This is a genomic window from Amycolatopsis sp. lyj-23 (assembly GCF_046549135.1).
In the GTDB taxonomy this organism is placed as follows: Bacteria; Actinomycetota; Actinomycetes; order Mycobacteriales; family Pseudonocardiaceae; genus Amycolatopsis.
Map to the genome: position 1 here is coordinate 1 of NZ_JAJPWN010000008.1, position 13,544 is coordinate 13,544.

General features: G+C 70.9%; 9 protein-coding genes, 1 rRNA gene and 1 pseudogene. 4 read left to right on the top strand and 7 right to left on the bottom strand.

Annotation, left to right across the window (positions count from 1 at the left end):
* The 4 genes and pseudogenes from ACLJPY_RS20405 to ACLJPY_RS20420 all read right to left on the bottom strand — a co-directional run.
* A 16S ribosomal RNA gene (locus tag ACLJPY_RS20405) occupies positions 1-125 on the bottom strand; the annotation flags it as partial.
* Positions 126-561: 436 nt separating this feature from the next.
* Positions 562-2,122: pseudogene (locus tag ACLJPY_RS20410) on the bottom strand (amidase).
* Positions 2,122-3,465 (bottom strand): type I glutamate--ammonia ligase, encoded by a 1,344-nt coding sequence (gene glnA / locus ACLJPY_RS20415; protein ID WP_410590597.1) that lies wholly within the window; start codon positions 3,463-3,465, stop codon positions 2,122-2,124. Before glnA ends, ACLJPY_RS20410 begins: the two are co-directional and overlap by 1 nt.
* 61 nt (positions 3,466-3,526) lie before the next feature.
* Positions 3,527-4,807 (bottom strand): MFS transporter, encoded by a 1,281-nt coding sequence (locus tag ACLJPY_RS20420; RefSeq protein WP_410590598.1) that lies wholly within the window; start codon positions 4,805-4,807, stop codon positions 3,527-3,529.
* Between the two features lie 87 nt (positions 4,808-4,894).
* Between ACLJPY_RS20420 and ACLJPY_RS20425 the strand changes: the two genes are divergently transcribed.
* Entirely contained in the window at positions 4,895-5,548 is a 654-nt protein-coding gene (locus tag ACLJPY_RS20425; RefSeq protein ID WP_410590600.1) for an LppX_LprAFG lipoprotein, read from the top strand.
* On the opposite strand, the gene ACLJPY_RS20430 is transcribed toward ACLJPY_RS20425, so the two are convergent.
* On the bottom strand, positions 5,549-7,105 hold the full coding sequence (locus ACLJPY_RS20430; protein ID WP_410590602.1) for an alpha/beta hydrolase: 1,557 nt from the start codon (positions 7,103-7,105) through the stop codon (positions 5,549-5,551).
* A 164-nt stretch (positions 7,106-7,269) separates the two neighbouring features.
* On the opposite strand from ACLJPY_RS20430, the gene secA2 reads away from it, so the two are divergent.
* Both secA2 and ACLJPY_RS20440 read left to right on the top strand, forming a co-directional pair.
* Positions 7,270-9,609, top strand: a complete 2,340-nt coding sequence (gene secA2, locus ACLJPY_RS20435) for an accessory Sec system translocase SecA2 (RefSeq protein ID WP_410590604.1) — start codon at positions 7,270-7,272, stop codon at positions 9,607-9,609.
* Between the two features lie 103 nt (positions 9,610-9,712).
* Complete coding sequence (locus tag ACLJPY_RS20440; protein WP_410590606.1) at positions 9,713-11,434, top strand: NAD+ synthase; 1,722 nt, start codon at positions 9,713-9,715, stop codon at positions 11,432-11,434.
* Here the strand turns inward: ACLJPY_RS20440 and ACLJPY_RS20445 are convergent.
* Positions 11,431-12,045, bottom strand: coding sequence for a VOC family protein (locus ACLJPY_RS20445; protein ID WP_410590608.1), 615 nt, complete (start codon positions 12,043-12,045; stop codon positions 11,431-11,433). The two genes, ACLJPY_RS20440 and ACLJPY_RS20445, sit on opposite strands and share 4 nt — an antisense overlap.
* A gap of 38 nt (positions 12,046-12,083) precedes the next feature.
* Here ACLJPY_RS20445 and ACLJPY_RS20450 point away from each other — a divergent pair, with 38 nt between their 5' ends.
* A complete protein-coding gene (locus ACLJPY_RS20450; RefSeq protein ID WP_410590610.1) occupies positions 12,084-12,617 on the top strand; it encodes a methylated-DNA--[protein]-cysteine S-methyltransferase in 534 nt (177 codons plus the stop codon).
* 260 nt (positions 12,618-12,877) lie between these two features.
* On the opposite strand, the gene ACLJPY_RS20455 is transcribed toward ACLJPY_RS20450, so the two are convergent.
* A complete protein-coding gene (locus ACLJPY_RS20455; RefSeq protein WP_410590612.1) occupies positions 12,878-13,468 on the bottom strand; it encodes a DinB family protein in 591 nt (196 codons plus the stop codon).
* Positions 13,469-13,544: the final 76 nt, after the last annotated feature.

Sequence of the window (13,544 nt, forward strand, 5' to 3'; positions counted from 1 at the left end):
CAGATTACCCACGTGTTACTCACCCGTTCGCCACTCATCACCACCGAAATGGATCAGCGTTCGACTTGCATGTGTTAAGCACGCCGCCAGCGTTCGTCCTGAGCCAGGATCAAACTCTCCAACAATGTCTTCGAATTCAATCGAGGCAATTTAATGCTCTCAAAGGAACCTCATACGAGGTTTCAATACATAAGCTCTACTGGCTTAGTTCACTAGCACACTGTTGAGTTCTCAAGCAACACACTCCGAATCCAACCGCTTTATCGGCGGCCAAATCCTCGGCAGTTGTTCCAAGCGATATTCACAAGCTTTTGGTCGAGCATGCCTCAGCCTACGGGTTTAGTCGTAGGGAGTCGGCGGCCGCTCGTGGGCCGACGCTGAACATTACCCGGTCCGATCCGCGGTGTCAACCCGCTCGTCCCGGCCTGGTCCTCCGGGGCTTGCGGCCCCGGTGTGACCCGGTGTTCCTGGCGACGAAGAGAAGATTACATGCCCCGGAACCGCCTCGGAACAGGGGGGTCACTTAACGCCATTTTCGCAGGTCAGGACGCTCACGCAGGGCTACGACGGCAACGTCGGCAGGTACCGCGGCGGGACCCGCGCCGGCGCCACCCGCTCGAAGTCGGCCGCGAGCGCCAGCACCCGGGCGTCGGACCACCGGGCGCCCATGAACGAGATGCCCACCGGGAGAGGTCCGGCAAACCCCGCGGGCACCGTGACGTCCGGGTACCCCGCGACCGCGGCCGGCGTCGACGACGGGATCACGTCGTCGTCGCCCACCGCGCAGTCCGTCTTCCACGCCGGCGGGTTGGTCGGCGAGGCGATCGCGTCGAGGCGGTACGCAGCCAGTGTCTCGTCCAAAGACCGGCGGGCCAGGTCCGACAACTCCGCCCGGCCGGCGAGGTAACCCGGGTCCGTCGGCGGCGGCGCGGCCAGTGCCTGCTCGAACAGCTCCTGCCCGGCGAAGCACGTCCGCTCCAGCGGGTCCGCGCGGTTGTAGGCGATCAGGTCGGCCAGGTTCCGCGGGCCGGTCGGGCGGGTCGCGAGGTAGGCGTCGATGTCGCGGTGGAACTCCGTGAGCAGCGCCGGGAACTCCAGTTCGCCCAGCCGCGCCTGGTACGGCAACGTCACTTCGACGACCGTCGCCCCCGCCTTGACCAGGGAATTCCGGGCCGAAGTCATGATCGGCGTCGGCCGCCGGGCCGAGGACGGGCAGCCGCCACAGGCCGATCCGGGCGCCGCGCAGGACACCCGGGCGAAGCAGCTTCGCGTAGTCCGTCGGCTGGGTGCGCGGATAGGTCAGGGTCGCCGGGTCGGACCGGTCACGACCTTGCAGGACCGACAGCGTCAGTGCCGCGTCGACGACGTGGCGGGCGATCGGGCCCGCGGTGTCCTGCTCAGCCGAAATCGGCACCACGCCGGTGCGGCTGACCAGGCCGAGGCTGGGTTTGTGCCCGACCGTCGCGGTCATCCCGGCGGGGCACACGATCGAGCCGTCCGTTTCCGAACCGATCGCGACCTGGGCCAGTGACGCCGCCACGCCGGCCGCGGATCCCGCGGACGACCCACACGGGTTGTGGTCCAGCACGTACGGGTTGTTCGTCTGCCCGCCGACGCCCGACCAGCCGGACGTCGGTTTCGCGGCGCGGAAGTTCGCCCATTCGGAGAGGTTCGCCTTGCCGAGGATCACCGCGCCGGCGTCACGCAACCGGGTGATCAGCGTGGCGTCCTTCGCCGGGTAGCTGCGCAGTGCGCGGGACCCCGCCGTCGTCCACTGGTCGCGCGTGTCGACGTTGTCCTTGACCAGCACCGGGATGCCGTCGAGCGGGCCGCGGAGGTGGTGCGCGCGACGGCGGGCGTCACTGGCCGAAGCCTGCGAAAGCGCGGCGGGGTTCACGGCCAGGACCGCGTTGACCTTACCGTCGATCCGGTGAATCCGGTCGAGGTAAGTGCTGGTCAGCCCGACCGCGGTGAGCCGGCCGGACGCCATCCGCGCCTGCAGCGCCGGGATGTCGGCGGAGTCGAGGTCGAACCTCGGCGGAGACGCCGATGCGGCGGGCGCCGCGGGGACGAGCACGAGTGCGGCGGCCAGGATCGCGAGGAACACCGGCCGCCGCCCCATCAGAGCACCGGGAGGAGCGTTCGGAGTTCGTACGGGGTGACCGCGCTGCGGTAGTTGTCCCACTCCACGCGCTTGTTCCGCAGGAAGAAGTCGTAGACGTGCTCGCCGAGCGCCTCCGGCAGCAGTTCGGACTTCTCCATCTCGGCCAGGGCTTCTCCCAGGTTCTGCGGTAGCTGGGCGTACCCCGCGGCGCGCCGCTCGGCGTCGCTCAGCTGCCAGATGTTGTCCTCGGCGGGTGGCGGCAGCTCGTAGCCCTTCTCGATCCCCTTGAGCCCGGCGGCCAGGATGACCGAGTACGCCAGGTACGGGTTGCACGCCGAGTCCAGCGTACGGATTTCCACCCGCCGGGATGACGCCTTTCCGGGTGAATACATCGGGACGCGGACGAGCGCGGAGCGGTTCGCCCGGCCCCACGAGACCGTCGTCGGCGCTTCACTGCCGCTGATCAGGCGTTTGTAGGAGTTCACCCACTGGTTGGTGACCGCCGAGATCTCTTTCGCGTGGTGGAGCACCCCGGCGACGAAGGCCTTGCCGGTGTCCGACAGCTCGTGCGGGTCTTCGGCGTCGTAGAAGGCGTTGCGGTCGCCTTCGAACAGGCTGACGTGCGTGTGCATGCCGGAGCCGGGCTGGTCGGTGAACGGCTTCGGCATGAAGGTCGCGCGCACCCCCTGGGTCAGGGCGACCTCCTTGACGACGTAACGGAACGTCATCACGTTGTCGGCCATCGTCAGCGCATCGGCGTAACGGAGGTCGATCTCCTGCTGCCCCGGTGCCCCTTCGTGGTGGCTGAACTCGACCGAGATGCCCATCGCCTCGAGGGTCTCGATGGCGTGGCGCCGGAAGTGCGTCGCCGTGGCGTGGCTGGCCTGGTCGAAGTAACCGCCGTTGTCCGCCGGCTCCGGTTCGCTGCCGTCGTCCGGCATGGTCGAGAGCAGGAAGAACTCGATTTCGGGGTGTACGTAGCACGTGAAGCCCGCTTCGGCGGCCTTCGACAGCTGGCGGCGCAGGACGTGCCGCGGGTCCGCCCAGGACGGCGAGCCGTCGGGCATCGCGATGTCGCAGAACATGCGGGCCGAGTACGGGCCGCCTTCGGGGGTTTCCCACGGCAGGACCTGGAAGGTCGACGGGTCGGGCTTGGCGACCATGTCCGATTCGTACACGCGCGCGAAGCCCTCGATGGCCGAGCCGTCGAAGCCGATCCCGTCGTTGAACGCGCCTTCGAGCTCGGCCGGCGCGACCGCGACGGACTTGAGGAACCCCAGCACATCGGTGAACCAGAGACGGACGAAACGGATGTCGCGCTCCTCGAGCGTGCGGAGCACGAATTCCTGCTGGCGATCCATGGCCGCACCCTAACCACAGCGTGTTAACGGCATGTTTCACGACGCGCCGTGGCAACCGAAGTCACGTCGCGAGTACCGCGACGGGTTTCTTCGCGCGCGTGATGGCCAGCGAAGCGGCCGACGCGATGACGGCCAGGGCCGCCGCGGAGTACCAGGCCAGGGTGTAGTTCCCGAGCTGGTCGCGGACCAGGCCGGCGGCCGACGCGGCGAACGCGGCCCCGAGCTGGTGGCAGGCGAACACCCAGCCGAACACGATCGGGCCGGCGTCGCCGAAGGCGCGGACGCAGAGCGCGACGGTCGGCGGGACCGTGGCCACCCAGTCGAGGCCGTAGAACAGGATGAACGCCCACATGCTCGGCTGCACGGAGCCGGTGAACAGCTGCGGCAGCAGGGCCAGCGAGAGCCCGCGCAACGCGTAGTAGACGCCGAGCAGCACCCGCGGGTCGACGCGGTCGGTGAGCCAGCCGGAGAAGATCGTGCCGACGACGTCGAAGACGCCGACCAGGGCCAGCAGGCTCGCCGCGGTCGTCTGCGGCATGCCGTGGTCGTGCGCGGCCGGGACGAAGTGGGTGCCGACCAGGCCGTTGGTCGTCGCGCCGCAGATCGCGAAGCCGACGGCGAGCAGCCAGAACGTGCGCGTGCGGGCGGCTTGGCGCAGCACCGACAGGGCGCGGCGGACCGAGCCGGTCCGCGGCGCCGGGCGGCCGACCTCGGCCGCGGCGGGTGCGCCGTAGGCCGTGGTGCCGACGTCGGCGGGGTGGTCGCGGATCACCAGCAGGACCACCGGCACGACGGCGAGCGCGGCGATCGCGATCACCAGCGACGCCGTCCGCCACCCCGAGGTCACCGCCAGGTTCGCGATGAGCGGCAGGAAGATCAGCTGGCCGGTGGCGCCCGCCGCGGTCAGGACGCCGGTGACGACGCCGCGGCTGCGGACGAACCACCGCGTCGCGACCATCGCGGCGAAGCCCATGGCCATCGAGCCGGTGCCCAGCCCGACCAGCACGCCCCAGCACAGCACGAGCTGCCAGCTCGCCGTCATGAACACCGTGCCGCCGGCACCGGCGGCGATGACGGTCAACGCCGCCGCGGACACGCGCCGGATGCCGAAGCGCTCCATCAACGCGGCCGCGAAGGGCGCGAAGAGGCCGAAGAGCACGAGGTTCACCGAGACGGCCGAGCTGATGGTGGTGCGGGACCAGCCGAACTCTTCGTGCAGCGGGTCGATCAGGACGCCGGGAGCGGCGCGGAAGCCGGCGGAGGCGAGCAGCGCGACGAAGGCGGCACCGGCGATCAGCCACGCGCGGTGCAGCTTGGGAGCGGGACGGGTCTCAACGGTCACCCAGGCAGTTTCTCCGCGCGCGCGTGACGGCGACAGTGGCCGGAAGGACATCATCCGAAAGGATCGGGCCAACAGTAGGCTTCGGGGATGCGTCGCCTCGCCCTCTTGCTCGTGGTCATGCTGACGGCCGGCTGCACCGGCTCACCCGACACGCGAGGGCCGTTCCCGGCGGGCGCCGACCTGGTCCGCGAGGCCGCGACGTCGTTCGCGGCCGTGCGGGGCGTCCACTTCGCGGCGGGCGTCAACGGCGTCCTGCCGGGCTTGCCGCTCCGGCAGATCGAGGGCGACGCGACCCTCGACGACGGCGAGTCCGCGACCGGCACGGCCGACGTCCAGGACGACAGCACCACCGGCGGCCACACCGAGTTCGGCTTCATCGTCAACGGTGCGCACGTCGACACCGGCACCGAGGCCGGTCCCCTGCCCGACGCGTACACGGTCAGCAGGTTCCTCGGTCCGCACGGCGGGCTGAAGCGGCTGCTCGATGGGGTGACCGACGCCGAGACCGAAGGCCGCGAGAACGTCGATGGCGCGCCCGCGCTGCGCGTCGCCGGGCGCGTGCCCGCCGCGGTGGCGTACAGCGTCCTCGCGCCGGCCGCCGCCGACCTCACCGTCAAGATCTGGGTCTCCGACGACGGCGGGCCACGGCGCTTCGTGCGCCTGTGGGCGCAGGTCCCGCCGGCCGGCAACCACCTCAGCCCGGTGATGATCGAGCTGTCGCTGACCAAGCAGCAGTTTTAACTACTGGCCCGAGCACCGCTTGCCGTCGGGCGGCAGCGTGCCGTCGACCAGGTAGTCCGTGCCCGCCTCGTCCACGCACTTCACGCCCTGCAGGAAGACCGTGTGCTGGGTGCCTTCGAAGGTCAGCAGGGCGCCCTTCAGGCCCTTCGCGAGGTTGACGCCGGCCTGGTACGGCGTCGCCGGGTCGTTGGTCGTCGAGATGACCAGCGTCTTGGCGAGGCCTTCGACGTTCGGCACGTGCGGTTCGGAGGTGTTCGGCACCGGCCAGAACGCGCAGGCGTCCCGCGCCGCCGAAGCCGGGCGGCCGTCGTCCAGGAACGGCGCCACCCGCACGTACTGCTCCTGCGCCTTGAGGATGACGGCCGGGTCCGTGACGCGCGGGTCGTCGACGCAGCGGATCGCCGTGAAGGCGTCCTGCGTGGTGCCGTACCTGCCGTCGGAGTCGCGCTCGTTGTAGATGTCGGCGAGCTTCTCCAGCGTCGCGCCGCGCTGCTGCTTCAGCTCGTTGAGGCCGGAGTTGAGGGTGTCCCAGAGGCTTTCCTGGTAGAGCGCCTGGATCACGCCGGTGGTCGCGTCCTCGTAGGAGAGCTTGCGGCCGTCGCCGACCGGCACCGGGAAGTCGATCAGTGGCCGGACGAGGTCCTGGAACGCCTTGACCGCGGCGCCGGCGTCCGGGCCGAGCGCGCAGTCCTGCTGGGCCGCGCACCACTTCGCGAACTGCGTGAACGCCGTCCCGAAGCCCTGGCCCTGCGCGACGAGGGACTCGACCGCGTCCTGCTCCGGGTCGACCGCGCCGTCGAGGACCAGCGCGCGGACGTTCTTCGGGAACGCTTCCGCGTACGCCGACCCGATCCGGGTGCCGTAGGAGTAGCCCAAATAGGTGAGCTTTTCGTCGCCGAGGACCGAGCGGAGGACGTCCAGGTCCTTCACGACGTCGCGGGTGCCGACGTTGGCCAGCATTTCGGTGCCGTCCTGGGTGCGCTGGGCGCACCTGGCGGCGAAGTCCTTTTCCTGCGACTCCTGCCTCAGCACGCCCGCCGGCGAGCCGTCGGTCTCGCTGTCGTCGGCGCGGTCGGCGTCGCGCTCGGCGTCGCTCAGGCAGTGGATGGCGGGCTGGCTGGCCCCGATCCCCCGCGGGTCGAAACCGACCAGGTCGAAGCGTTTGCCGAGGCCGGTGCTGGTCACCGGCTTGATCAGCCCCGCGGCGGCGACCATGCCCGACGCGCCGGGGCCGCCCGGGTTGACCACCAGCGAGCCGATCCGGTCACCGGTCGCCTTGCGCCGGAGCAGGCCCAGCGTGATCGTGTCCCCGGCCGGTTCGGCGTAGTCGAGCGGCACGGTCAGGCGCGCGCACTGGACGTCCTTCGCCTGGAACGCCGACCGGGAGTCTTCCGACGTCGCGTAAGGTGCGCAGTCGGCCCAGGTCAGGCTCTGGCCGTAGAACCGCTCCAGCCCGGCGGGCACCGGCCCGGACGGCGGGTGCGATTCGGTCGTCGGCGCGGGCGGTTCGGTCTTTCCGGTGGACGTGCACGCGGCCAGCGAGGCCGCGAGCAGCACGGACGTCGCGATCGCGGTGATCCGGCGAGGTGGGATACGTCGGGGCCTGGCGCTGGGATGTGGGAACACGGTTGGATCGTCCCATCCGGCCGCGGAACTCGAACGCACCACCGTCGCGTTGGGTGGTGGAGGCCGGTCGAGCGAGAGAGAACGGGAGACCAGGGGTGGCAGCACTGATCAGCCGGGTGGGCAAGAAGCTCCGCCGGATCATCCAGCGGCCGGGCAGCGTCGAGCTGACCCGCTACGAAGCACTGCTGCCCGCGGTCGAGAAGCTCGAACCCGAGCTCGAGAAGCTCTCCGACCAGGAGTTGACCGAGCGGGCGGGCAAGCTCCGCGAGACGCTGAAGGACACGGCGTTCGGCGACGACCACCTGGTCGAGATCGGCGCGCTGGGCCGCGAGGCCGCCAAGCGCGCGCTCGGCGAGCGGGCGTTCGACGTGCAGGTGCTGGGCACGATGGGCCTGCTGACCAAGCACGTCGTCCAGATGGAGACCGGTGAGGGCAAGACCCTCGCGGGTGCGCTGGCCGCGGCCGGGTACGCCCTGCGCGGAAAGCGCGTTCACGTCGTCACGGTCAACGACTACCTCGCCCGCCGCGACGCCGAGTGGATGGGCCCGGTGTACGCGCTGCTCGGCGTGTCGGTCGGCTGGGTCGAGCCGTCGCACTCGCGGGAGGAGCGCCGGGAGTCCTACGCGAAGGACGTCACCTACGGCGCCGTCGCCGAGATCGGCTTCGACGTGCTGCGCGACCGGCTGGTGACCTCGGTCGACGACCTCGTGCAGCCCGCCCCCGAGGTGGCGATCGTCGACGAGGCGGACTCGGTGCTGGTCGACGAGGCCCGCGTCCCGCTGGTGATGGCCGGTTCGATCGACCGCAGCGACGCCGACGAAGAGGTCGCCAAGATCGTCCGGCGGCTGCGGCTCAACCTGCACTACGAGACCGACAGCGAAGGCCGCAACGCCTGGCTGACCGACGCCGGCTCCTCCGTCGTCGCGAAGTCGCTCGGCATCGAGGTCGACGACCTGTTCAACGAGCAGGCCTCCGACCGCCTCGCCGCGGTGAACGTCGCCCTGCACGCCCACGCGCTGCTCACCCGCGACGTCGACTACCTGGTCCGCGACGGCAAGGTCCAGCTCATCAACGCCGCCCGCGGCCGCGTCGCCGAGCTGCAGCGCTGGCCGGACGGCCTCCAGGCCGCCGTCGAGGCGAAGGAGCAGGTCACCGCGACCGACCGCGGCGAAATCCTCGACTCGATCACCGTCCAGGCGCTGCTGGCGCGGTACCCGGAGGTCGCAGGCATGACCGGTACCGCGGTCGCCGTCGCCGAGCAGCTGCGGGAGTTCTACGAGCTCGAGGTCGCGGTCATCCCGCCGAACACCCCGAACATCCGCGAGGACCTCGAGGACCGGATCTTCGCTTCGCCGTCGCAGAAGCTGCGGGCGATCGAGGAGGAGATCCGCACGGTGCACGAGACCGGGCGGCCGATCCTCGTCGGCACCCAGGACGTCGCCGAGTCCGAAGAGCTGGCCGAGAAGCTCGCGAAGGTCGACCTCGAGTGCGTCGTGCTCAACGCGCGCAACGACGCCGAAGAGGCCGCCATCATCGCCGAGGCGGGCAAGAAGGGCGCGGTCACCGTGTCCACGCAGATGGCGGGCCGCGGTACCGACATCCGGCTGGGCGGCACCGACGGCGCGAGCCGCGAAGAGGTCGTCGAGCTGGGCGGGCTGCACGTCATCGGCACCGCGCGGTACCCGTCGAGCCGGCTCGACGGCCAGCTGCGCGGCCGCTCCGGCCGCCAGGGCGACCCGGGCAGCGCGATCTTCTTCGCGAGCCTGAACGACGAACTGGTGCTCTCGAACGCGCCGGACGTGCCCGACGGGATCGTCCCCGACGAGGAGACCGGCGAGATCACCGACCCGGCGGCGCTGCGGCAGATCAACCACGCCCAGCGCGTCGCCGAGGGCGTGGACCTGGAGATCCACCGCAACACCTGGCGCTACACGCGGCTCATCGAGCGGCAGCGGCGTGACCTGCTGGTGCACCGCGACAAGGTGCTTCGCACCGCGTACGCGGCGGAGCAGCTGGAGAAGGCGCACCCGGAGAAGTTCGGCGAGCTGAAGGAGAAGCTCGACGACCAGGCCAAGCTGGAGCAGATGTGCCGCGAGGTGCTCCTGTTCCACGTCGACCAGCTGTGGTCGGACCACCTGGCGTACCTGACCGACGTCCGCGAGAGCATCCACCTGCGCGCGCTGGCCCGGGAGACGCCGCTGGACGAGTTCCACCGCGCGGCGATCCCGGAGTTCCACAAGATCATCGGCGAGGCCGATGCGCGGGCGGCGAAGACGCTCGAAGAGGCGGAGCTGACCGACGAGGGCATCGACCTCGGCGACGCGGGCGTCCGGCGGGCGAACACGACGTGGACGTACCTCGTGCACGACAACCCGTTCGATTCGGACTTCGAGCAGACCATCAAGAAGGTCCGGAGCATGATCAAGCGGAAGTAGCTCCTGGTTTCGAAAGGCCCCCGTCCGGTTCGCCGGGCGGGGGCCTTTCGATTTCGCCCACATTCGCTCGGCCTTCCGGGTGACGGTGAGCCAGAATGGCGGCATGCCGCAACTGCGCATCGCGCTCGCCCAGGTCAACCCCACCGTCGGCGACCTCGACGGCAACGCCGATCTGCACGTCGAGTGGGCCCGGCGGGCCGCCGAAGCCGGCGCGCACGTCGTCGTCTTCCCCGAGATGTCGCTGACCGGGTACCCCATCGAGGACCTGTCGTTCCGCAAGACCTTCGCCGCCGCCTCGCGCCAAGGCGTCGAGTCGCTGGCGCGCCGCCTCGACGAGGCCGGCTGCGGTGAGCTGCTCACCTACATCGGCTACCTCGACCTCGACGACGTCGGCCCGCGTGACGCCGCCGCCGCGCTGTACCGCGGCGAGGTCGTCGCGCGGCAGTTCAAGCACCACCTGCCCAACTACGGCGTCTTCGACGAGCACCGCTGGTACAAGTCCGGCACCTCGCTCGAGGTCGTCCGGTTCCACGGGCTCGACATCGGCATGGTCATCTGCGAGGACATCTGGCAGGACGGCGGGCCGATCTCGGCGCTGGGCCGCGCCCGCGTCGACCTCGTCGTGGCGCCGAACGCGTCGCCGTACGAGCGGTCGAAGGACGAGCAGCGGCTGCCGCTCATCGCCCGCCGCGCCGCCGAAGCCGGCGCGCCGCTGGTCTACACCAACCAGATCGGCGGCCAGGACGACCTCGTGTTCGACGGCGACTCGCTCGTCGTCGGCTCGGACGGCACGCTGCTGGCGCGGGCGCCGCAGTTCGTCGAGCACCTGCTCGTGCTCGACATGGACCTGCCGAAGACCGAGTACGCCGGCGACGGCTCCTACGAGGGCCTGGCCGTCCGGCGCCGCGTGCTGAGCGAAGAGCCGCTGCCGGCGTACGAGCCGACGGCCGAGCCGGTGATCAGCGAACCGCTGTCGGACGAAGCCGAGGTGTGGCACGCCCTCGTCGTCGGGCTGCGGGACTACGTGCACAAGAACGGGTTCTCGTCGGTCACCTTCGGGTTCTCCGGCGGCATCGACTCGGCGGTCTGCGCGGCGCTGGCGGCGGACGCGCTGGGCGGCGGGAACGTCTACGGCGTCTCGATGCCGTCGAAGTACTCGTCGGGGCACTCGAAGGACGACGCCGCCGACCTGGCGCGGCGGATCGGCGCGCACTACCGGGTCGAGCCGGTCGAGGACATGGTGCGCGTGTACGTCGACCAGCTTTCGCTGACCGGGCTGGCCGAAGAGAACATCCAGGCGCGCACGCGCGGGATGCTCCTGATGGCACTGTCCAACCTGGACGGTCACCTGGTGCTGGCCACCGGCAACAAGACCGAGCTCGCCGTCGGGTATTCGACGATCTACGGCGACGCCGTCGGGGCGTTCGCGCCGATCAAGGACGTCTTCAAGACGCACGTGTGGCAGCTGGCCCGCTGGCGCAACGCCGAAGCCGTGAAGAACGGCGAAACCCCGCCGATCCCGGAGAACTCGATCACCAAGCCGCCGTCGGCGGAGCTGCGGCCGGGCCAGGTGGACACGGATTCGCTGCCGGACTACGAACTGCTCGACGACATCCTCGACGACTACGTCGAGGGCGACCGCGGGTACGCCGACCTGGTGGCCGCGGGCTTCGACCCGGAGACCATCGACCGCGTGGTGCGGATGGTCGACAAGGCCGAGTACAAGCGGCGCCAGTACCCGCCGGGCACGAAGATCACGTTCAAGGCGTTCGGCCGCGACCGGCGGCTGCCGATGACCAACCTGTGGCGCGAGGGCAAGGCCTAGCTCAACGCGACCTGGCGGCCTTCCGGCGTCCGCAGGGCCGCCGTCAGGCTCGCCGTGCCGGCGCGGCGGACGAGGAATTCCAGGCCGAGCGCGTCGGTGGCGGTGGTGACCGAAGCCGGGTCCGGGTGGGTGCCGGTGACCATCAGCAGCGGCAGGGACGGCAGGTCGCGCGTGGTCGGGTGCGGCGTGGTGCCCCAGTCGATGAGGAACGGGCGCAGGCTGCCCGGGGCACTCGGCGGCGTCAGGCGCCAGCGCAGGAGTTCGCCTTCGGCGGTTTCGCGGGACATCTCGACGGCGTCGCCCGGGTCGAACCCGCGGGCGCGGGCCCGGGCGATCGTCGCGTCGATGTCCGTCGTGCGGACCGCCCAGGCGACGAGCGCGGGCCCGGCCAGGTCGTCGATGCCGAACGGGCGCCGGTGTGCCGGGGCCGGCTGGGCGGGGTCCGGGCCGACGACCTCCAGGTACATGCCGGCCCCCAGGTCGGCGAGGTGGTTGGCGGTGCCGAGGCCGACGTGGCGGCCGCCGGGCACGGGCGTGACGCCGGTGAGCGCGGTGACGCGGGCGACGGCCTCGGCGAGGTCCGGGCCGGCGTAGACGAGGTGATCGAGCACGGGCCCATCTTGTCGTACCCCGGTCGTATCGTGGCGCAATGACTGTCGGGTTCACGGTGTTCGACACGGCGATCGGGTTCTGCGGGCTGGCGTGGCGCGGCGACGTCGTGCTCGGGACGTCGCTGCCCGAAGGGAGTGCGGCGCGGACCCGGGCGTGGCTGCTCCGGCGGTTCCCGGACGCCGTCGAAGGGCCGCCGCCTCCGGTGGTCGGGGAAGCCGTGGCCGGGATCGTGGCGTTGCTGGGCGGTGAGCGCCGTGACCTGGCGTCGGTGCCGCTGGAGATGGCGGGCGTGCCGGAGTTCCACCGGCGCGCGTACGAGGTCGCGCGGGCGATCCCGCCGGGCAAGACGCTGACGTACGGCGACATCGCGCACCGGCTCGGGCAGCCGGGGTCGGCGCAGGCCGTCGGGCAGGCGATGGGGCACAACCCGTTCCCGATCATCGTGCCGTGCCACCGGGTCCTGGCGGCGGGCGGCAAGGACGGCGGGTTTTCGGCGCACGGCGGCGTCGGGACGAAACGCCGGATGCTCGTGATCGAGGGTGCGCTGGCGGACGAGCCGACGCTGTTCTGACGGCCCGAGGGTCGGTCTGGCGCAGGAAGCGGCGCGCCGGTCCCCGCGGTGTGTCTGGAGGGGCATCACACGTGACTGGCCGGGCATTACGCGTGACTGGAGAGGCATCACGCGTGATTCAGGGGGCATCACCCGTGATTGCGGGGGCGGCTCGCGTGCCTGGAGGGTCGGGTTGCGTACCTGGGCGGTCGGGTCGCGTACCTGGGCGGTCGGGTCGCGTACCTGGAGGGTCGGCTCGCGGGGGCGCGAGCCGAGCCGGGTCAGGCTGGTTGGGGGTTGGGGGTCCAGGGCTTGAGCCAGGGGGACTCCGGCCAGCCCTCGGCCGCGGCCATCAGGGGGAAGGCCGTGGCGCCGTCGATGTGCTCGCGGATGATGTCCGCGTGGCCCGCGTGGCGGGCCGTTTCCTGGATCAGGTGCAGCAGGACCCAGCGGACCGACCAGGCCTCGACGTCCTCCGGGAACCACGGCACGCCCTTCGGCACCGGGACCGCCTGGCCGAGGTCGTCGATGCCCGCGATGACCTCCGCCGTGCGGGCCGCCACCTCGTCGTAGCGGGCCAGCAGGCCTTCGAGCGTTTCGTCCGGGCCCATGCGGTGGGCGGCTTCGTAGTCGGCCACGCCTTCCGCGAACGGCTTCTGCGGCACCTGCAGCACCGTGTCCATCCAGCCGTGCTCGGTGCTCGCGACGTGCTTGACCAGCCCGCCCACCGACAGCGCGCTCTTCGTCGGAGCCGTTCTCGCCTGCTCGTCGGTCAGCCCGTAGGCCGCCAGCTTGAGGACGTACCGCTGCTGCTCGAGGTAGCTGAGCAGCCCGTCACGCTCGTCGGCCACCGGACGCACGTTTCCCGCCATGTCGATCCTTCCGCTCGGGGACACTGCGGTGATCGTGCCACCCACCACCGACAGTTCCGGGCCGCCGCCGCGTGGG